Source organism: Inquilinus sp., assembly GCF_039594555.1.
In the GTDB taxonomy this organism is placed as follows: domain Bacteria; phylum Pseudomonadota; class Alphaproteobacteria; order DSM-16000; family Inquilinaceae; genus Inquilinus.
This window is the reverse complement of sequence record NZ_JBCNNF010000112.1, coordinates 1-17,436: the sequence shown is the minus strand read 5'-3', so window position 1 is coordinate 17,436 and position 17,436 is coordinate 1. Positions and strand designations below refer to the sequence as shown.

Below are 17,436 nucleotides of genomic sequence, written 5' to 3'. Positions count from 1 at the left end.
GCGCGCCGCCTCGGTCGGGTCGAGAACCGGGGCGGTCGGCTGCGGGGTCGGGACGGAGCACGCCGTGTTCATAGAACATATCATGAACGAAATGAGCCGGCTGCGCAATGAATATTGTGTGACCTCAGGCTCAGATGGACGGCGAGACGGAATGGGCCGGCCCCATGCGAGCCCGCATCGCCTAGGCGACGCAGATGCCGGGCACCGCGACCTTCTGGAACAGGTGCGGCGAGGCGACGGCCGAGGCCGGATAGGCCGAGAGCTTCGCCCTGAATTCCGGATGCGCGAAGGCGGCGCGGAAATGGGCCGTCGATTCCCAGACGGCATAGTTCAGATAGGCCGGGCTGTCGCCGACCGCGCGGTGCAGCTGGGTCGAGATGAAGCCGGGCTGGCGCTTCATGATCTCGGCATCCGCCTGCCAGGCCTGGAGGAAGGTCTGCTCGTCGGCCCTGTCGAGCGTGAAGACGTTGACCAGCACGACCGGAGCGGCATCGACGGCGATCTGGCGGTCGATCGGGAAGGCGGGGTCGAGGGGGCGCATCTGCGGCATGGCCAGCTCCATCGGATTTGAGAGCATGATGTCGATTTGGTACGATAGACACATACTGAATTGACATCATGATGTCAATATGGAGCATCCTGACTCATGCCAGAGACCCAACGGACACCGGCCGGGGCCGCCCTGACCGACCTGTTCATGGACCTGTTCCGGCTGCACAGCCGCGTGCTCGCCGCGGGCGATCGGCTGGTCGCCGGCCTCGGCCTGACCAGCGCCCGCTGGCAGGTGCTCGGCACCATCGTCGCCGCGGACCGGCCGCAGCCGGTCGCCTGGCTGGCGCGCGACATGGGCGGCAACCGCCAGAACGTCCAGCGCATCGTCAACGACCTGGAACAGGACGGGCTGGTCACCTTCCGGCCCAACCCGCATCACCGGCGGGCGCAGCTCGTCGTGCTGACGGAGAAGGGGCGGCAAGCCTATGACACCGCGATGAGCCTGCAGGCGCCATGGGTCAACCGGCTCGCGGACGGGCTTCGGGTCGAGGACATCGAGACGACGCACCGGGTCATGGCGGCGCTGCGCCGGGCGCTGGAGGCGGATGGAGAGGCCGGAGACCAGGCCTGACCCTCCGGCGCGATCAGGCCGGGCGGTGACGGCCGCCGTGGTGCTGGACCTGTCGCGGCCGCGCCTCAGGCCAGCTTGCGCTCGCGCCGGATGATGTCGTAGGCGGCGTTGATGCGGGCCATCTTGTCGGTGGCCACGGCGATGAAATCGGCCGGCATGCCGCGGGCGATCAGCCGGTCCGGGTGATGCTCGCGGATCAGCCGGCGATAGGCCGCCTTCAGGCTCTCATCGTCGATCTGCCGCTCCACCCCCAGCACGCCGTAGGGGTCGACGTCGCAGCCGGCGCATTCCTCGGCGCAGAGCCGGTGGAAGTCGGACTGGCCAAGGCCGAACAGCCCGGCCACGGCGCGCAGATAGTCGAGCTCCGCCGGCTTCACGTCGCCATCGGCCTTGGCGATGGTGAACAGGCACTGCAGCAGCTCCTCCAGCACCTCCGGCCGGTCCTTGAACATGCCGGCGAGCTGCCGGGCATAGGGCTCGAACCCCGCGGAATCGCGGCGCGCCAGGTTGAACAGCCGCTCGACATTCGGCTCTTCCTCGGGCGGCACGCGGAACACCCGGCGGAAGGCGGTCACCTCCTCCGGCGTCACCGTGCCGTCGGCCTTGGCCATCTTGGCGCCCAGCGCGATCACGCCGATGGTGAAGGCGATGTGCTGGGTGGCATCGCCGTCGGCCGGCGGCTGGTCGCGATACCAGTCGACGGCATGGCCGGCCACGGCGCCCAGCAGCGCCCCGATCGGGCCGCCCATGGCCATGCCCGCGGCCGCGCCGACGATCTTGCCCCAGATGCTCATCCCTCGTTCCGCTTCACCGATAGGCCGCCCCTTGCCGCCATGATAGCAGTTCGCGCGGCGGAACGGATGGGTTGCGATGACGCGGGGTCTCAGCGGCTCAGCTGGCCTCCGCCGGGTTGCGCAGATAATAGCGCCGGGTCGGGAACACCGCCTTGATCGTGGCGAAATCCGCCGAGCCCGAGGCGCCGCCGCCGGCCGGCAGGCGCGCCGCCGCCTCGTCCAGCCGCTCGATCCGGTCGCGGGTGCCGGGATGGGTGGAGAACAGCGAGGTGGTCTTGTCCTCGCCCGGCGGCACCAGCGAATCCAGCGTCTTGAACACGGCCGAGGCCTGGCGCGGGTCGTAGCCGGTGGCGCGGAACACGGTCAGGATATAGGCATCGGCCTCGCGTTCATGGTCGCGCGAATAGCCGGAGGTGATCAGCTCGGACATCGCCGGGGCCAGCTGGTCCAGCCCCCGGCTGGTCAGGTCGTGCAGGCCGGAGACCTTGGCGTCGATCTCGCGCTGCGCCACGTCCTTGAAGAACGCGACCAGCTTGTCGGTGGACCCCTTGCTCTCCAGCTCGGTGATCTGGTGGCTCAGCTCGGCATGGCCCATCTCATGCGCGATCACGGCCGCCAGCTCGGACTCGCTGGCGACGTAGCGCAGCATGCCCTTGTTGATGCCGAGCTTGCCGCCGGGCAGCGACCAGGCGTTGGGGCTGTTGTCGTCCAGCACCGTGATCTCCCAGCGGAACGGCCGCTTGGACACCCGAAACAGCGGCTGGGCGAAGCTGCGCACGGCCGACTGGATCCGGGCATTGCTGTAGGCCCCGCCGGACTGCGCCACCAGGCGCGGATACAGCCCCTCGCCCAGCGCCGTCTCATCGACCGGCGCGCTCTCGCCATGGGACCCGAGCAGCTTGCTGAACGTGTTCGCCGCCCCCATCGGGTCGTTGGCGTAGTCCTGCGCGGTCTGGCAGCCGACGAGCGTGAGCGCGGCGAGGCTGATGCCGGCCCCGGCGAGGAAGCCGCGGCGCGGCAGGGTGATGGGTGTTGTCAATTTGCCCCTCTCATTTCGTGGTCAGGCTGTGGCTGCGGTCCCAATCGGCGGGCGGCGGCGCCGCGGCATAGGCCTCGGCCCGATCGCGGTACAGCGCGGCCACCGGGTCGGCATCGGCCAGCGCCGCGAACCGTTCGACCGCCTCGGCGAAGCGGCGGCGGTAATAGAGGGCCAGGGCGGCGTGGAACCGCCGCACGCCCTCGGCCGCCTCGGGCGGCAGGTCGCCGGCGGTGCCGAGCGCCTCGTAGACCCGGACCGGCCGCGCCTTGCCCTTGACCACCAGGTGGTCGAGCCGGCGCATCAGGTAGCGGCGCGGCAGCTGGCGGTAGGTCAGCTCGCCCACCATCAGCCGGGTGCCGTAGGCCTTGTTGGCGCCCTCCAGCCGGGCGGCCAGGTTCACCGCATCGCCCAGCACGGTGTAGTTGAGGCGGGTCGGCGACCCGACATTGCCGACCACGGCCCAGCCCGAATTGATCCCGGCCCGCAGGCCCAGCGACGGCAGCCCCTGCCCCTCCACCAGGCCGCGATTGTAGTCGTCGAGCGCGGCGAAGGCGTCCAGCCCGGCCGCGACCGCGTGCTCGGCGGCATGCGGGTCGGGCAGCGGCGCGCCCCACACCGCCATCACCGCGTCGCCGATGAACTTGTCGACATAGCCGCCATGGCGCTCGATCGCGTCGGCGACCTTGGCCAGCAGGCCGTTCACCACCGCGACCAGCCGTTCCGGCTCGTGCTGCAGCCGCTCGCTCATGCTGGTGAAGCCGGCAATGTCGTAGAAGGCGACGGTCACCGGCCGGATCTCGCCGCGCAGATGCAGCGCGTCGGAATTCTCGGCCAGCTGCTCGACCAGCGCCGGGGCCAGGTAGTGGCGAAAGGCATGGACCACGCGCCGCCGCGTCCGGTCCTCGACCGTGAAGCGGTAGACATAGATCGCGGTGTAGGTCAGGGCGAAGGCCGGCAGCAGCGGCATCAGGGGCAGGACCACGCCGGCACCGAGCGCGAGCAGCGAGGCCAGGACGGCGATCGCCGCGGCGCCGAACAGCGCCAGCAGCCCCCACAGCGGCGCCAGCCCGAACAGCACGGCGCCCAACCCGGCCGCGGCCGCGCCCACCACGAGGCCGGCCACCGGCGGCGGCGGCAGCTGCGGCGCGCGGCCCAGGGCGAGGGTCAGCGCGGCGATGGCGTGGATCTGGGTGCCCGGCGTGGTGCGGCGGCCGATGGTGGATACGGGCTGCCCGGGCGCAGGCCCGCAGCGCGCCGCCGGCTCGTGGTCGGCCACCTCCTCCAGCACCCGGCGCGGGGTGGTGTGCCGGTCCTCGACATCGAGCACGCCGCCGATGATGACGATGCGGCCGGCGAACTCCCGGCGGAAGAAGTCGACCTGGCCGGCCTTGGCGCAGGCGGCCAGGTCGGCGAATTCGTAGACCGGCACGTCCCGCGGCCCGATGGTGAAGTCGATCAGCGGCTCGCCCTGAGGCACCGCGATGCCGGCGCGGGACACCAGCTCGGTCGCGAAGGACGGGGTCTCGCCCGCGCCGCCCTGCAGCGGCAGATGGGTGGGGTAGAGGCGGACCACCTCGTCCTGGTCGCGGACCAGGTTGAGCGGGCGCAGATTGGCGTCCCCGCCGACCGCGATCACCTGGCCCCGCTCCGGCCGCACCGCCAGGTCGCCGGACTGAGCATAGCCCAGCACCGCCTTGCCGGCGGGGCCGAGAGCCGCCAGCGCCTGCTTCAGCGGCCGGTCGTAATTCGGCTTGAGGTCCGGCAGGTCGAGCGTCGTCGGATAGACCTCGTCGAGGCCGATCACCGCCGCCCCGCCCTGGGCCAGCGCGGCCAGCACGAAGCCGAGTTCCGGCGTCCACGCCACCTTCGGGCGGTTCTGCAGCGGCGGAGTGCGGTAGGTCTCCTCCCGGATCGCCACCACCGCCACCGGCAGGCGGTCGGGCAGCGCCCGGCGGGTCCAGCCGAGCGGCTGGTCGAGCCACAGCAGCGCGTCGACGCCCAGCCGCTGCAGGAAGGCGGCGCCGGGCAGCATCAGCGCGCCGCCCAGGACCAGGCCGATCCCGAGCGCCACGGCCAGGCGGCGGAGCCTTCGCATCATCCGGACGGGAGGGAAGCCGCGGGCCGCGCGTCAGCGCAGCACGACCGTGCCGCCCGCCCCCTTGGCGCCGGGGTCGATCGAGAACACCGCGGACCGGCCGCCCGCCTCGATCCGGTAGGGCACGCCGGTCTCCAGCTTCGGCGCGTTGCCCGGATAGCGGAAGCCGCTGCCGCCCTCGCCCTCCCACACCGTCTGCGGCGTCGGCGCGTCCAGCATCACGATGCGCACCGCGCCGTCGGCGCCCGAGAATTGCGGCCGGGCGGAGGAGACGGTGGTCTCGGCCCAGACGCTCTGGCTGAACGGGCTGTCCGACCGGCGAGCCTCGGCATTGAGCCGGGCGACCCCCGCCCCGGCCTCGGCCGACCGGGCGTCGACGGCGACCTGGGTGCGGCCGCAGCCGGCGCGGCTGGTCTGCACCTGGCCGCCGATGACGCGGCTGGAGCCGGAGCCGACGGTGACGATGCCGCCGCGGATGGTCTCGACCGTGCAGCCGTCGCCGTAAGCGAGGGTCAGGCGGCCGCCGCGGCCGAGATCGATGGTCTGGCCGGGATAGACGCTGTCGGTGACCTCCACCCCTGCATCCGGGGCGCCGCTGATCGCCGTCACCTGCGCGGCCGGCGCCCCGCCGGGGACACGGGTGTCGGAACTGCCGGAGTCAGGGTTGGTGACGGCGGGCAGAAGATCCCGCAGCAGCCCGTCGAACTGGGCGGACGCCGTCGTCGGGACCAGGATGATCGCCATCATCACGGCGGCAAACCATGTTGAAATAAACTTGTTCATATGTGGCCACCCCGACCCGAAAATTTCGGCGAATGCTGGTCTGTCGCCGATGGGAAGTCAAATGCCCCGCCTTTGTGTCGGCTTGACGGCGGCCGCGCCACGGGATTGCGGCGGCAGGGCGCCGGCGGCGCATTCTTGCCGCGCGGACGCAGCAGGCTTAAGGTCGATGGGCCTTTATGTCTGACCTTTTAAGCGGATCATGGCCGTTCCCCAATCGCATCGCCCCGCCCTCGCCGACCGCGCCGTCGCCGCCCTCAGCGCCCTGCTGGGCGACCGCTTCTCCACCGCCGCCGCGGTGCGCGAGCAGCATGGGCGGGAGGAGACCTGGCACCCGACCATGCCACCCGATGCGGTGGCCTTCCCGCAATCGACCGAGGAGGTGGCGGCGGTGATGCGGATCTGCGCCGAGCATGAGGTGCCGGTGGTGCCCTACGGCACCGGCACCTCGCTGGAAGGCGGCATCGCGGCGCTGCGCGGCGGCGTCACCATCGACCTGTCGCAGATGAACCGGGTGACGCGGGTGTCGGCCGAGGATCTCGACTGCACGGTCGAGGCCGGGGTGACGCGCAAGCAGCTGAACGAGCATCTGCGCGACACCGGCCTGTTCTTCCCGATCGACCCCGGCGCCGATGCCAGCCTGGGCGGCATGGCGGCGACCCGCGCCTCCGGCACCAACGCGGTGCGCTACGGCACCATGCGCGACAACGTGCTGGGGCTGACCGTGGTGCTGGCCGACGGCCGGATCATCCGCACCGGCGGCCGGGCGCGCAAATCCTCCGCCGGCTACGACCTGACCCGGCTGTTCGTCGGGTCGGAGGGCACGCTGGGCCTGATCACCGAGGTGACGCTGAAGCTGTACGGCATCCCGGAAGCCATCTCGTCGGCCGTCTGCGCCTTCCCGACCGTGGCCGACGCGGTGAACACGGTGATCGCGACCATCCAGCTCGGCATCCCGGTGGCGCGGATCGAGCTGCTGGACGAGGTGCAGATCGGCGCCTGCAACGCCTATTCCAAGCTGGACCTGGAGGTGGCGCCGACGCTGTTCTTCGAGTTCCACGGCACCGAGGCCGGGGTGGCGGAGCAGGCCGAGACGGTCAAGGCGCTGGCGCAGGAGAATGGCGGCGGCGACTTCAGCTGGGCGACCAGGCCCGAGGACCGGACCCGGCTGTGGGAGGCGCGGCACAAGGCCTATTACGCCGGCATCGCCCTGCGCCCGGGCTGCCGCGGCATGCCGACCGATGTCTGCGTGCCGATCAGCCGGCTGGCCGACTGCCTGGTCGAGACCAAGGCCGACATCGCGGCCAGCGGCCTGGTGGCGCCGATCGTCGGCCATGTCGGCGACGGCAACTTCCACACCTGCATGATCCTCAACCCCGACGACCATGAGGAGATCGCCCGCGCCGAGGCCTTCCACGATCGGCTGGTGATGCGGGCCCTGGCGATGGGCGGCACCTGCACCGGCGAGCACGGCATCGGCTACGGCAAGATCCGCTTCCTGGAACAGGAGCACGGCGACGGCGTCGCGGTGATGCAGTCGCTGAAGCGGGCGCTGGACCCCGCCGGCATCCTCAACCCCGGCAAGGTGCTGCCGGGGAATTGAGGCGGCCCCCCGTGCCATTGCCCACAGCCGGCCGGCTGAGGATTTTCGGGTGCAGAAGGCGTAGAGCCTAATTTCTGTTGTCATCGCCGGGCTTGACCCGGCGATCCAGGGGCTACCCGGAGCGGCTTCGACATCTCTGGATGCCCGGTCAAGCCCGGGCATGACAATCAGGGGGCGGGTTGCGCCGATGGCGATACCACTACCCGAAGAGGGCCCAGAGCAGCACGATGACCGCGGCCACGGCGATGACCGCGACGACCGGGGCGTTGCGCTTCGGTTCCGGCGCGGCGGCCTCGTGGCTGGGCGCGCCGCTGGTCACACCCGCCGGATAGGCCGGGGGATCGCTGGCCGGGAAAGACTCCGCGATCGCCTCGTCGACCTTGTCGTCCGGCGCCGGCTCGGCCTGGCGCGGCTCGGCAGCAGACATCGTGGCCTCCTTGTCGCCTGTTCTCTCAACGGAGACTGCGGTGCCGAGTTCCCCCCGGCGCCGCCAGCCCGTATCATGGCACAATCATGCCCAGGCTGCGCATCCGCATCGACTTCGACCCCGCCGGCCCGGACCGGCAGCTCGGCCCCGGCAAGATCGGGCTGCTCGAGCACATCGCCGAGACCGGCTCGATCTCCGCCGCCGGGCGGGCGATGGGCATGTCCTATCGCCGCGCCTGGCTGCTGATCGACAGCCTGAACGGCTGCTTCCGCGAGAAGGTGATCGAGACCCGGCATGGCGGCCCGCAGGGCGGCGGCGCCGCGCTGACCCCCTTCGGCCAATGGCTGGTCGAGCAGTACCGCGCCATCGAGCAGGAGACGGCGGCCAGCGTGGCGCGGCGGCTGGCCGGGCTTCAGACCGCCACCGCGGCGCCGGGCGAGGCCGCGCCGCAGCCGGCGGAGGTCAAGGACTAGAAGATCGCGATCTCCTTGCCGGGGCCTGCCGGCTTCCGGCCCTGTCCCCTCGCCCATGCATCAGGGCGTCGCTGGCTCGCGTTCGGGGATGAACAGCATCGGTCTCACCAGCCGTTGAAGCGGGGCCAATGCGCCAGCGGCGCGGCCGGGTTGGCCGGCAGCACCTCGTAGCCGGCGAATTGCGCGCCCGTGGCGCAGGCGTGATTGGGCAGGATGCGCAGCCGGGTGCCCAGCGGCAGGTCCGGCAGCGCGGCCCGGCTGCCGGGCCGCAGCGCGACGATGCCGTGCTCCTGGTTCGCCGAGGCGACGACGAGGTCGTCCAGGATGCGGCCCTCGACGTCGCAGACCAGGCCATAGCCCTGGTCCACCGCCTGGTTCGCCGTGCCGCGGTCGCGCGATAGCGCCATCCAGCCGGCATCCACCATGATCCAGCCGCGCTCCCGCTGGTGCCCGATCACCGTGGCCAGCACCGACAGCGCGATGTCGTCGGGCGTGCAGACGCCGATGCCGGCCATCACCAGATCGAAGAAGACGAAGGCGCCGGCCCGCACCTCGGTGACACCGGACAGGTCGCGGGCGAAATGGGCGGTGGGGGTCGAGCCGACGCTGACCACCGGGCAGGGCAGGCCGGCAGCCCGCAGCGCCGCCGCCGCGGCCACGGCGGCGGACCGCTCGCGCTCGGCGAAGGCGGCCAGCGCCTCGGCGCCCACCGCGCCGTAGCTTTCGCCGGCATGGGTGACGACGCCGCGCAGGGCGGCCCCCTGCCCCTGCAGGATCCGGCCGATCTCGATCACGGCGGGATCATCCGGCAGCAAGCCGGACCTGTGGCCATCCGAATCGATCTCGATCAGCGCCGGGATGGCGTCCCCGGCCCGGCGCGAGGCTTCCACCACCGCCCAGGCCTGCTCGGGGGAATCCAGCACCACCGACAGGTCGCAGCCCGCTTCCCGCAGGGCGAGCACGCGGGGCAGCTTCTGCGGCGCGATGCCGACGGCGTAGAGGATGTCGCGGACGCCCGCCGCGGCGAAGACCTCCGCCTCCTTCAGGGTCGAGACGGTGGCCGGGCCGTGCCCGCCGGCCAGCACGCGCCGGGCGGCCTCGACCGACTTCACCGTCTTCAGATGCGGCCGCAGCGGAACGCCGAGCCCGTCGAGGTGACGGCGCAGCCGGGAGACGTTCCGCAGCATGCGCCCTTCATCGAGGACCAGGCTGGGCGTGGGCAGGGAGCCGAGGGTTTGGGCGGCGGTCATCGCAGGCCTGTCGTTGATCTCGATGCGGACCTTAGCCGGCCCGGCACCCGGGATCTATCGAACAGGCCTGGTATCAGCCCCGCGCCGCCTCGCGCCCGATCAGCTTCAGCCGCAACCACTTCGACAGGGTGTCGATCAGCGCGACCACGGCCAGCACCAGGATCAGGATGAAGGCAACCTGGTCCCAGGCCAGGATCTTGATGCGCTCGGAGATCTGCAGCCCGATGCCGCCGGCGCCGACGATGCCGAGGATGGTGGCCGAGCGGGTGTTGGATTCGAAGAAGTACAGCGCCTGCGACAGGAACAGCGGGATCGCCTGCGGCAGCACGCCGAAGCGCAGCACCGCCAGGGTCGAGGCGCCGGTCGAGCGCACCCCCTCGATCTGCTTCTTCTCCGCCGTCTCGATCGCTTCGGCGTAGAGCTTGGACAGGGAGCCGATGTCGGAGACGCAGATGGCGAGGATGCCGGCCAGGGGGCCGAGCCCGACCGCGCGCACGAACACCAGCGCCCAGATCAGCTGATCGACGCCGCGCAGCCCGTCGAACAGCCGGCGGAAGCCGAAGCGCAGGACGCCGAGCGGCATGATGTTGCGGGCGCCGAGGAAGCCGAGCGGGATCGCGATCAGCGAGGCCAGCAGCGTGCCGATGAAGGCCATGGCGACGGTCTGGCCCAGCGCGGTGATGATCTCGCCATACTGCCAGTCGGCCATGCCGTGCCAGGACACCATCTGCGCGGCGATGACGAAGATGCCGTTCGGGCTGACCAGCCCTTCGTAGAGCCGGGCCGGCGAGACATCGAAGGTCCAGAGCAGGTAGCCGAGATAGGCGGCGGCCAGTGCCAAGAGCCCGTTGCGCAGCAGCCTTTCGCCCCAGGACCGGCCGAAGGCGCGCGGCAGGGCGGCGCGGGCATGGTCGACGTCGATCGGGCGGATCTGGGCGAAACGAGTGCCCATCAATGCGCCTCCCGCGGCAGGAAGACCGAGCGCAGCCGTTCGGAGCCGAGATCGATCAGCGTCACCGCCGCGACGATCATCAGCACCAGCGCGCTCAGCTCCTCGTAATAGTTGAAGCTGACGATGTAGTAGAGCTCCTGCCCGATGCCGCCGGCGCCGACGAAGCCCAGCACCGAGGCCGAGCGGATGTTGATCTCCAGCCGCAGCAGCCCGTAGGACAGGAAGCTCGGCAGCACCTGCGGCAGCACGCCGAAGCGCATGATCTGGACCCAGGTGCCGCCGGCGGCGCGGATGCCCTCCAGCGGCTTGTCGTCGACCGCCTCGTTGACCTCCGAGAACAGCTTGCCCAGCGCGCCGGTGGTGTGCACCGCCATGGCCAGGATGCCGGCCAGTGGCCCGACGCCATAGGCCCAGACGAAGCACAGCGCGTAGACGATGTCCGGCACGCTGCGGCAGATCTCGAGGAAGCGGCGGCTGAGATGGTAGATCAGATGGCTGCGCACCAGGTTGCGCGAGGCCGGAAAGCTGAGCAGCAGGGCCGCGGCGGCGCCCAGCACAGTGCCCAGGATCGCCATCTGCGCCGTCTGCCATAGCAGCACCAGGTAGCTGCCGGCGCGGTAGTACCAGTAGGCGACCGACCCCTTGGTCTTGCTGTCGGAGAGCAGCTCGCCCCAATGCAGCGTCGGCAGGGTGCGCTGGAAATACTCGCCGATCCGCGGCAGGCCGGCGGCCAGCTTCGACGGATAGAACTCGCCGATATATCCGCCGGCGACGATTGCGGCGAGGAACAGCACCAGGCCGATCAGCGTGGCGCGGCGCCGCTGGCGCAGCAGCGCCCGGCGCCCGGCCTCGAAGGCCGCGACCGGATCGGCGGGACGGGTTTCGGACAGGAGGGTCATCAAGGGATCAATCGCCGCCATATGTACGAGGCGCTTTCCCCAAACTGTCATGCCCGGACTTGATCCGGGCATCCAGAGACTGTCGACATCCTCTGGATTGCCGGGTCGAGCCCGGCAATGACAGTGAAGGGAATTCCGGGAACCGGGCTGGGTTCGGCCGGAGGCGAACCCAGCCTGCGCGGCTGATCAGCTGCGGCGCTGCGTGGCCTCGGTCTCGCGCATCTTGATGATGCCGTCGAAGAAGTCGTGCTTGACCGGGGCGTAGCCCGAGCCGGCGCCCTTCTCGACCGCCTCGTAGATGTCCGGATGCTCGGTCGGCAGCTTCGACAGGAAGTCGAGCATGTCCTTGCGGAACGCCTCCGGCAGGGCGGTGCGGGTCGCCCACGGGCCGTTCGGGATCAGGGTCGACTGCCAGACGATGCGCAGGTCCTTCATGTCGAGCATCTTCTTGTCGACCATGCTGCGCAGCGCGCCGCGGCTGTAGCCCTGGGCCGGGTCGCCCTGGCCCGAGATCCAGGTCACGCCGGCGTCGTACTGGCCCTTCATAACCGCGACCACGCCCTGCTCATGCCCGCCGGAGAAGGCGGTCGAGCCGAAGAAGCTGGCCGGGTCGTAGCCCTGGTCCTTGAGCTGGAAGTTCGGGATCAGATAGCCCGAGGTCGAGTTCGGGTCCGCGAAGGCCAGCGACTTGCCCTTCAGGTCCTCGAGCTTCTGGTACGGGCTGCTCGACTTGACGAACAGCACCGAGTAGTAGCCGGTCGAGCCGTCGTCTTCCTTCGGCACCACCAGCGGCTCGACGCATTTGCAGTCCAGCCACAGCCCGGCATAGCCGGAGGCGCCGAACTCGGCGAGGTCGAGCTGGCCCGCGGCCATGCCCTGCATGACGCCGGCATAGTCGGTGGCCGGGAACAGCTTCACCTCGACGTTGAAGGTGGTCTCGAGCAGCTTCTGGAAGCCGTCGTAGCGGGCCAGCCGGTCGGCGTCGTTCTCGCCGCCGAGGATGCCGATGCGGATGACCGGAACGTCCTTCTTCCAGCTCGGATCCGCCGCCAGGGCGGTGCCGGCCAGGCCGGCGAGGGCGACGGCAGCCGTGGCCGCCGCGAGGATGGTGCGCCGCATGAACATGGGTCTTCCCCTTTGCTGAACACTTGGTTCGGCCGTCCGGCATGTGCCGGAAGCCGTCGGTTGGAGCTCAGACCGGAACCAGCTCGCGCTCGCCGGTCCGGGGCTCGATCGCGGTCGAGGTGATGCGCTCGTCCAGGGCCTCGCGCATGCCGTCGACACCGTAGATCCGCTCGACCACCTCCATGGTCAGCGCCTCGGGCGCGCCGTCGAAGACGACACGGCCCTTGGCCATGCCGACCACCCGGTCGCAGTAGTGCCGGGCGGTGTCGAGCGTGTGCAGGTTGACGAGGACGGTGATGCCGTCCTCGCGGTTGATGGCGCGCAGCGCGTCCATCACGATCTTGGCGTTGCGCGGGTCGAGCGAGGCGATCGGCTCGTCCGCCAGCAGCACCTCGGGCTCCTGCAGCAGGGCGCGGGCGATCGCGACGCGCTGCTGCTGGCCGCCGGACAGGGTGTCCGCGCGCTGCAGGGCGGCATGGGCCATGTCGAGCCGGTCCAGCGCCTGGATGGCGAAGGCGCGCTCGCGCTCGCCGAACTGCTTGAACAGCGACGGCAGCGTCCAGTGCTGCGAGATGCGGCCGAGCAGCACATTGGTCAGCACGTCGAGGCGGGTGACCAGGTTGAACTGCTGGAAGATCATGGCGCAGCGGGCGCGCCAGTCGCGCAGGGCCTTACCCTTCAGCCGGGTGACGTCGACGCCGTCGAACAGGATGCGGCCGCCGGTCGGGTCGGCCAGCCGGTTGACCAGGCGCAGCATCGTCGACTTGCCGGCGCCGGAGCGGCCGATCACGCCGACCATCTGGCCGGGGGCGATCGTCAGGCTGACGTCGTCGACCGCGTTCACGGCGCGGAAGCTCTTGGTCAGTCCTTCGATCACGAGTTCGGCCATCAGCCACGCTCCGGTCAGGTCGGGGCGGCGCATGACGGGACGTCATGGCCGCTCGGCGAGAACGGCCTAACAGAGCGGGGTTACAGTCGCGTGATTCCCAGATGTCGTTTCGATGAACGCCCCGGCGCCGACGGCACCGCATCGCCCGGGTTGACGTTCTCCCTCAAAGCGGCTTCTTTGCGCGCCAAGGCAGCAAATCATCATACGATTTGAGGGAGTAGAACGCGTTGCCAGAGTCCCGCCCGCAGACGATCTCCAAGATCACCTGGCGGCTGATGCCATTCCTCGGCCTGCTCTATCTGATCGCCTATATCGACCGCCAGAACGTCAGCTACGCCAAGCTGCAGATGGTCGGCGATCTCGGCCTCAGCGAAGCCGCCTACGGCCTCGGCGCCTCGCTGTTCTTCATCGGCTATTTCATCTTCGAGGTGCCGTCGAACGTGATCCTGGCCCGGGTCGGCGCCCGCCGCTGGCTGGCCCGGATCATCTTCTCCTGGGGCCTGGTCACCATCGCGCTGGCCTTCACCCAGAACGCGACGATGTTCTACATCCTGCGCTTCCTGCTGGGCGCGGCCGAGGCCGGCTTCTTCCCCGGCGTGCTGTTCGCGCTGACGCTGTGGTTCCCGCAGATGTATCGCGGCCGCATGGTCGGGCTGTTCATGGCCTGGAGCGCGCTGGCTAACGCGGTCGGCTCGACCGTCGGCGGCGTGCTGCTGGACATGGACGGCCTGATGGGCCTGCGCGGCTGGGAGTGGGTGTTCATCGCCACCGGCATCCCGGCGGTGCTGATGGGCGTCGTCACCTACTTCTTCCTGCCCGACCGGCCGGAGACGGCGACATTCCTCGACGCCGGCGAGAAGAAGTGGCTGCACGACGTGCTGGAGCGCGAGAACGCCCAGGGCAAGACCCAGCACAGCAGCCCGTTTGCGGCGCTGCTGGACCGCCGGGTGCAGCTGCTGGCGCTGTTCTACGTAGCCTTCCCGCTCGGCGCCTACGGGCTCAGCTACTGGCTGCCGACGGTGGTGAAGGGCTTCGGCGTGTCGAACACGGCCAACGGCCTGCTCAACATCATCCCCTGGGCCTGCGTCGCCCTGGCGCTGTGGTGGATCCCGCGCAACGCCGCCCGCACCGGCGACCAGACCTGGCACATCGTGATCCCGGCGCTGATCGCGGCCGTGTGCCTGGCGCTGAGCGTGGTGGTGCCGGGCAATGCCTTCAAGTTCGCGCTGCTCTGCGTCGCCGCCGCCGGCATCTTCGCACCGCAGCCGGTGTTCTGGTCGCTGCCGCCGAGCTTCCTGACCGGCGCCACGGCAGCGGCCGGCATCGCCGCGATCAACTCGGTCGGCAATCTCGGCGGCTTCATCGCCCAGAACGCGGTGCCCTGGATCGGCGACGTCACCGGCAGTCAGCTGGCGCCGATGTGGTTCCTGGCCGCCTGCATGGTGCTGGGCGCCCTGATGACCTTCGTGGTCCAGGCCGCCCTGCGCCGCCACCAGCCGCCGGCGGACGGCCGGATCCGGCCGGCGGAGTAGGACGGCGAGTCCTTCGTCGACCTTCAACCACGCCGTCATCCCGGGCGCGGCGCAGCACGAAGTGGTGCGCCGCAGACCCGGGATCTCATCCAGACTGTGCCGAGATCCCGTGTCTGCGCAGCGGCACTTCGCGCCGCAGCGCGCACGGGATGACGATCCTTCTTATGGGTTCGCCGCGTATCATAAGCCCCGGAACCTCGGCGGCCTGCGCTCCGCGAAGGCCGTCTGCCCCTCGCGGAAATCCGCGCTGCGATAGGCGGCCTCATACAGCGCCGCCGTCTCGGCCGTGTCGCTGTCGGCGCCGGCCATCATCGTCTCGATCATCCGCTTGGCCGCGCGCAGGCTGAGCGGCGCCCGCTCCGCCAGCTCGCCGGCATAGCCCAGCGCCGCCGCCTCGACCTCTCCATCCGGCAGCACCCGGTCGACAAGCCCGATCGCCAGCGCCTCGGCGGCGTCCATCAGGCGGCCGGAGAACAGCATGTCCTTGGCCCGGGCGGGCCCGACCGTCTGCACCAGCCGCCGCGTGTCGGCGAAGCTGTAGGCCAGGCCGAGCCGCGACGGGGTGATGCCCAGCCGCGCCGTATTACCGGCGAAGCGCAGGTCGCAGGCCAGCGCCAGGCCGCAGCCGCCGCCGACGCACAGGCCGCGGACCAGGGCGATGCTCGGCCGGTCCAGCGCCTCCACCGCCGCCAGCCCGGCCCGGACGGCGGCATTGTATGCGGCGGTCGAGCCGGCATCGGCGAAGACCGTGCCGAATTCGGTGATGTCGGCCCCGGCGGAAAAAACGCCCTCCCCCTCCACGATCACCGCCGCGACCTCGGGGTCGGCGTCGATCTCGCGGCACAGATCCGGCAGCGCCCGCCACATCACGGCACTGATCGCGTTGTGCCGGGCCGGCCGCTGCAGCCGCAGCCGCGCCAGCCGGCCGTCGCGGAACCATCGGATCGGGGTATCGGTCATCATGGCCTCGGCGGAACGGATCGGCAGGGTGTGGCGCCGACAATAGACGGTTCCCGCCGCTTGACCACAGCTTGCCGAATCACAAGAATGAACGTTCATTCTCATTCTTGATCGACGATGTCCGAGACCGTTGCCGAGCCCCTGACCCGCCGCGAGGAGAAGCGCCGCCGCATCCTGGAGGCGGCCGATGGCTGCTTCGCCCGGCGCGGCTTCCATGCCACCAGCATGGCCGAGATCTGCGAGGCGGCGGGGATGAGCGCCGGCAATCTCTACCGCTACTTCCCGAGCAAGGAGGCGATGATCGCCGCCCTGGTCGATTCCGAGCGCGAGGAGACGGCGGCGCTGTTCCGGCAGGTCGAGGACAGCGACGACCCGCTGGCGGCGATCATCGCCCTGCTGGAGCGATTCCTGACCCTGGCCACCGACGCCGCCGGACACCGGCTGTGGCTGGAGATCCTGTCCGAAGGCGCGCGCAACCCGCAGATCCAGGCGGTGCTGGACCGCAGCGACGCCGAGGTGCGGCCGGCGTTGGCCCATCTGGTCGGCCGTGCCGCCGCCATCGGCCAAGCCGATCCCGCCCTCGATCCCGACCAGGCGGCGGTCTGGCTGCTGATGCTGATCGACGGCTTCAGCGCCCGGGTGGCGACCGACCCGCGCTTCGACATCGCCGCCGGCATCGCCGCCCTGCCCGCCATGGTCCGCCGCCTCCTCGCCCCGGGAGCCTGAGCCATGACCCGATCCGTCAACCGCTGGGCGATCCTGCCCGTGATCTCGGTCGCGCTGCTGCTGGTGGCGATCGACGCCACCGTGCTGCACATCGCCGTGCCGACCCTGAACCGGGCGCTGGGGCCCAGCGCGTCGCAGCTGCTGTGGATCATCGACATCTATCCGCTGCTGATGGCCGGGCTGCTGCCGGCCGCCGGCACGCTGGGCGACCGCATCGGGCACAAGCGCCTGCTGCTGCTGGGGCTGGCGGTGTTCGGCCTGGCCTCGGCCGCCTGCGCCGTCGCCCCCGGCCCGGAATGGCTGATCGCCGGCCGCGCCTTCCTGGCCTTCGGCGGGGCGATGATGATGCCGGCCACCCTGTCGATCCTGCGCCTGGCCTTCGACGACCCGCGCGAGCGGGCGATCGCGATCGGCATCTGGTCGTCGGTCGCGTCGGGCGGCGCCGCCTTCGGCCCGGTGGTCGGCGGCGCGCTGCTGGAGCATTTCCATTGGGGCGCGGTGTTCCTGATCAACGTGCCGATCGTGCTGACAGCATTGCCCTTCGCCGCCTGGCTGCTGCCCGGCCGGCGCGTCAGCGAACAGCACCCCTGGGACCTGCCCGGCCTGCTGATGGCGATGGCCGGCATCATCGGCGTGGTCTATGCCGTCAAGCAGACCACCCATGCCGGGGCGAACCCCTGGCTGGCCGCCGCGATCGGCCTGGCCGGCGCCGCGCTGGTGACCGCCTTCCTGCGCCGCCAGGCCCGCGCCCCGACGCCGATGATCGACC

At 70.7% G+C, this 17,436-nt stretch carries 18 protein-coding genes; 6 read left to right on the top strand and 12 right to left on the bottom strand.

Features of this window, described 5'->3' with window-relative positions:
* Positions 1–181: 181 nt before the first annotated feature.
* A complete protein-coding gene (locus ABDW35_RS14185; protein ID WP_343714522.1) occupies positions 182–550 on the bottom strand; it encodes an antibiotic biosynthesis monooxygenase family protein in 369 nt (122 codons plus the stop codon).
* 96 nt (positions 551–646) lie between these two features.
* Between ABDW35_RS14185 and ABDW35_RS14180 the strand changes: the two genes are divergently transcribed.
* Positions 647–1,123, top strand: coding sequence for a MarR family winged helix-turn-helix transcriptional regulator (locus ABDW35_RS14180; RefSeq protein ID WP_343714521.1), 477 nt, complete (start codon positions 647–649; stop codon positions 1,121–1,123).
* 65 nt (positions 1,124–1,188) lie between these two features.
* Here the strand turns inward: ABDW35_RS14180 and ABDW35_RS14175 are convergent, their stop codons facing one another.
* From ABDW35_RS14175 to ABDW35_RS14160, 4 genes are all read right to left on the bottom strand, one after another.
* Positions 1,189–1,917 (bottom strand): TerB family tellurite resistance protein, encoded by a 729-nt coding sequence (locus ABDW35_RS14175; protein ID WP_343714520.1) that lies wholly within the window; start codon positions 1,915–1,917, stop codon positions 1,189–1,191.
* A gap of 97 nt (positions 1,918–2,014) precedes the next feature.
* Positions 2,015–2,956 carry a M48 family metallopeptidase gene (locus ABDW35_RS14170; RefSeq protein WP_343714519.1) on the bottom strand — a complete coding sequence of 314 codons (942 nt, stop codon included), beginning with the start codon at positions 2,954–2,956 and terminating at the stop codon, positions 2,015–2,017.
* 10 nt (positions 2,957–2,966) lie between these two features.
* Complete coding sequence (locus ABDW35_RS14165; protein ID WP_343714518.1) at positions 2,967–5,051, bottom strand: adenylate/guanylate cyclase domain-containing protein; 2,085 nt, start codon at positions 5,049–5,051, stop codon at positions 2,967–2,969.
* Between the two features lie 33 nt (positions 5,052–5,084).
* Positions 5,085–5,798, bottom strand: a complete 714-nt coding sequence (locus ABDW35_RS14160; RefSeq protein ID WP_343714517.1) for a hypothetical protein — start codon at positions 5,796–5,798, stop codon at positions 5,085–5,087.
* Between the two features lie 235 nt (positions 5,799–6,033).
* On the opposite strand from ABDW35_RS14160, the gene ABDW35_RS14155 reads away from it, so the two are divergent.
* Positions 6,034–7,434, top strand: a complete 1,401-nt coding sequence (locus tag ABDW35_RS14155) for an FAD-linked oxidase C-terminal domain-containing protein (RefSeq protein WP_343714516.1) — start codon at positions 6,034–6,036, stop codon at positions 7,432–7,434.
* Positions 7,435–7,633: 199 nt separating this feature from the next.
* On the opposite strand, the gene ABDW35_RS14150 is transcribed toward ABDW35_RS14155, so the two are convergent.
* A complete protein-coding gene (locus ABDW35_RS14150; RefSeq protein ID WP_343714515.1) occupies positions 7,634–7,861 on the bottom strand; it encodes a hypothetical protein in 228 nt (75 codons plus the stop codon).
* Between the two features lie 86 nt (positions 7,862–7,947).
* Between ABDW35_RS14150 and ABDW35_RS14145 the strand changes: the two genes are divergently transcribed.
* Positions 7,948–8,334, top strand: coding sequence for a winged helix-turn-helix domain-containing protein (locus tag ABDW35_RS14145; protein WP_343714514.1), 387 nt, complete (start codon positions 7,948–7,950; stop codon positions 8,332–8,334).
* A gap of 104 nt (positions 8,335–8,438) precedes the next feature.
* Here ABDW35_RS14145 and ABDW35_RS14140 read toward each other — a convergent pair whose 3' ends face one another.
* The 5 genes from ABDW35_RS14140 to phnC form a co-directional block, all read right to left on the bottom strand.
* Positions 8,439–9,584, bottom strand: coding sequence for a DSD1 family PLP-dependent enzyme (locus ABDW35_RS14140; RefSeq protein WP_343714513.1), 1,146 nt, complete (start codon positions 9,582–9,584; stop codon positions 8,439–8,441).
* A gap of 73 nt (positions 9,585–9,657) precedes the next feature.
* Positions 9,658–10,536, bottom strand: a complete 879-nt coding sequence (gene phnE / locus ABDW35_RS14135; RefSeq protein ID WP_343714512.1) for a phosphonate ABC transporter, permease protein PhnE — start codon at positions 10,534–10,536, stop codon at positions 9,658–9,660.
* Positions 10,536–11,435 carry a phosphonate ABC transporter, permease protein PhnE gene (gene phnE, locus ABDW35_RS14130; protein WP_343714511.1) on the bottom strand — a complete coding sequence of 300 codons (900 nt, stop codon included), beginning with the start codon at positions 11,433–11,435 and terminating at the stop codon, positions 10,536–10,538. Before phnE (ABDW35_RS14130) ends, phnE (ABDW35_RS14135) begins: the two co-directional genes overlap by 1 nt.
* 186 nt (positions 11,436–11,621) lie before the next feature.
* Positions 11,622–12,560 (bottom strand): phosphonate ABC transporter substrate-binding protein, encoded by a 939-nt coding sequence (phnD, locus tag ABDW35_RS14125; protein WP_343714510.1) that lies wholly within the window; start codon positions 12,558–12,560, stop codon positions 11,622–11,624.
* A gap of 67 nt (positions 12,561–12,627) precedes the next feature.
* Complete coding sequence (phnC, locus tag ABDW35_RS14120) at positions 12,628–13,449, bottom strand: phosphonate ABC transporter ATP-binding protein (protein WP_343714509.1); 822 nt, start codon at positions 13,447–13,449, stop codon at positions 12,628–12,630.
* A gap of 227 nt (positions 13,450–13,676) precedes the next feature.
* Between phnC and ABDW35_RS14115 the strand changes: the two genes are divergently transcribed.
* Positions 13,677–14,981: an MFS transporter gene (locus tag ABDW35_RS14115; RefSeq protein WP_343714508.1), complete on the top strand. Its 1,305-nt coding sequence runs from the start codon at positions 13,677–13,679 to the stop codon at positions 14,979–14,981.
* Positions 14,982–15,161: 180 nt separating this feature from the next.
* Here ABDW35_RS14115 and ABDW35_RS14110 read toward each other — a convergent pair whose 3' ends face one another.
* Positions 15,162–15,941 carry an enoyl-CoA hydratase-related protein gene (locus ABDW35_RS14110; protein ID WP_343714507.1) on the bottom strand — a complete coding sequence of 260 codons (780 nt, stop codon included), beginning with the start codon at positions 15,939–15,941 and terminating at the stop codon, positions 15,162–15,164.
* Positions 15,942–16,058: 117 nt separating this feature from the next.
* Between ABDW35_RS14110 and ABDW35_RS14105 the strand changes: the two genes are divergently transcribed.
* Together ABDW35_RS14105 and ABDW35_RS14100 are read left to right on the top strand one after the other, a co-directional pair.
* On the top strand, positions 16,059–16,667 hold the full coding sequence (locus ABDW35_RS14105) for a TetR/AcrR family transcriptional regulator (protein ID WP_343714506.1): 609 nt from the start codon (positions 16,059–16,061) through the stop codon (positions 16,665–16,667).
* Between the two features lie 3 nt (positions 16,668–16,670).
* On the top strand, positions 16,671–17,436 hold a 766-nt coding region (locus ABDW35_RS14100), incomplete at its 3' end, for an MFS transporter (protein ID WP_343714505.1).

Excerpts from the sequence above, each read along its gene's own strand:
- ABDW35_RS14160 (WP_343714517.1), bottom strand. The coding sequence starts at position 5,798 with ATGATGGCGATCATCCTGGTCCCGACGACGGCGTCCGCCCAGTTCGAC.
- phnD (WP_343714510.1), bottom strand. The coding sequence starts at position 12,560 with ATGTTCATGCGGCGCACCATCCTCGCGGCGGCCACGGCTGCCGTCGCC.
- ABDW35_RS14150 (WP_343714515.1), bottom strand. The coding sequence starts at position 7,861 with ATGTCTGCTGCCGAGCCGCGCCAGGCCGAGCCGGCGCCGGACGACAAG.
- phnE (WP_343714512.1), bottom strand. The coding sequence starts at position 10,536 with ATGGGCACTCGTTTCGCCCAGATCCGCCCGATCGACGTCGACCATGCC.
- ABDW35_RS14180 (WP_343714521.1), top strand. The coding sequence starts at position 647 with ATGCCAGAGACCCAACGGACACCGGCCGGGGCCGCCCTGACCGACCTG.
- ABDW35_RS14165 (WP_343714518.1), bottom strand. The coding sequence starts at position 5,051 with ATGCGAAGGCTCCGCCGCCTGGCCGTGGCGCTCGGGATCGGCCTGGTC.
- ABDW35_RS14175 (WP_343714520.1), bottom strand. The coding sequence starts at position 1,917 with ATGAGCATCTGGGGCAAGATCGTCGGCGCGGCCGCGGGCATGGCCATG.
- ABDW35_RS14145 (WP_343714514.1), top strand. The coding sequence starts at position 7,948 with ATGCCCAGGCTGCGCATCCGCATCGACTTCGACCCCGCCGGCCCGGAC.
- ABDW35_RS14185 (WP_343714522.1), bottom strand. The coding sequence starts at position 550 with ATGCCGCAGATGCGCCCCCTCGACCCCGCCTTCCCGATCGACCGCCAG.
- ABDW35_RS14140 (WP_343714513.1), bottom strand. The coding sequence starts at position 9,584 with ATGACCGCCGCCCAAACCCTCGGCTCCCTGCCCACGCCCAGCCTGGTC.
- phnC (WP_343714509.1), bottom strand. The coding sequence starts at position 13,449 with ATGGCCGAACTCGTGATCGAAGGACTGACCAAGAGCTTCCGCGCCGTG.
- ABDW35_RS14110 (WP_343714507.1), bottom strand. The coding sequence starts at position 15,941 with ATGACCGATACCCCGATCCGATGGTTCCGCGACGGCCGGCTGGCGCGG.
- ABDW35_RS14155 (WP_343714516.1), top strand. The coding sequence starts at position 6,034 with ATGGCCGTTCCCCAATCGCATCGCCCCGCCCTCGCCGACCGCGCCGTC.
- phnE (WP_343714511.1), bottom strand. The coding sequence starts at position 11,435 with ATGACCCTCCTGTCCGAAACCCGTCCCGCCGATCCGGTCGCGGCCTTC.
- ABDW35_RS14105 (WP_343714506.1), top strand. The coding sequence starts at position 16,059 with ATGTCCGAGACCGTTGCCGAGCCCCTGACCCGCCGCGAGGAGAAGCGC.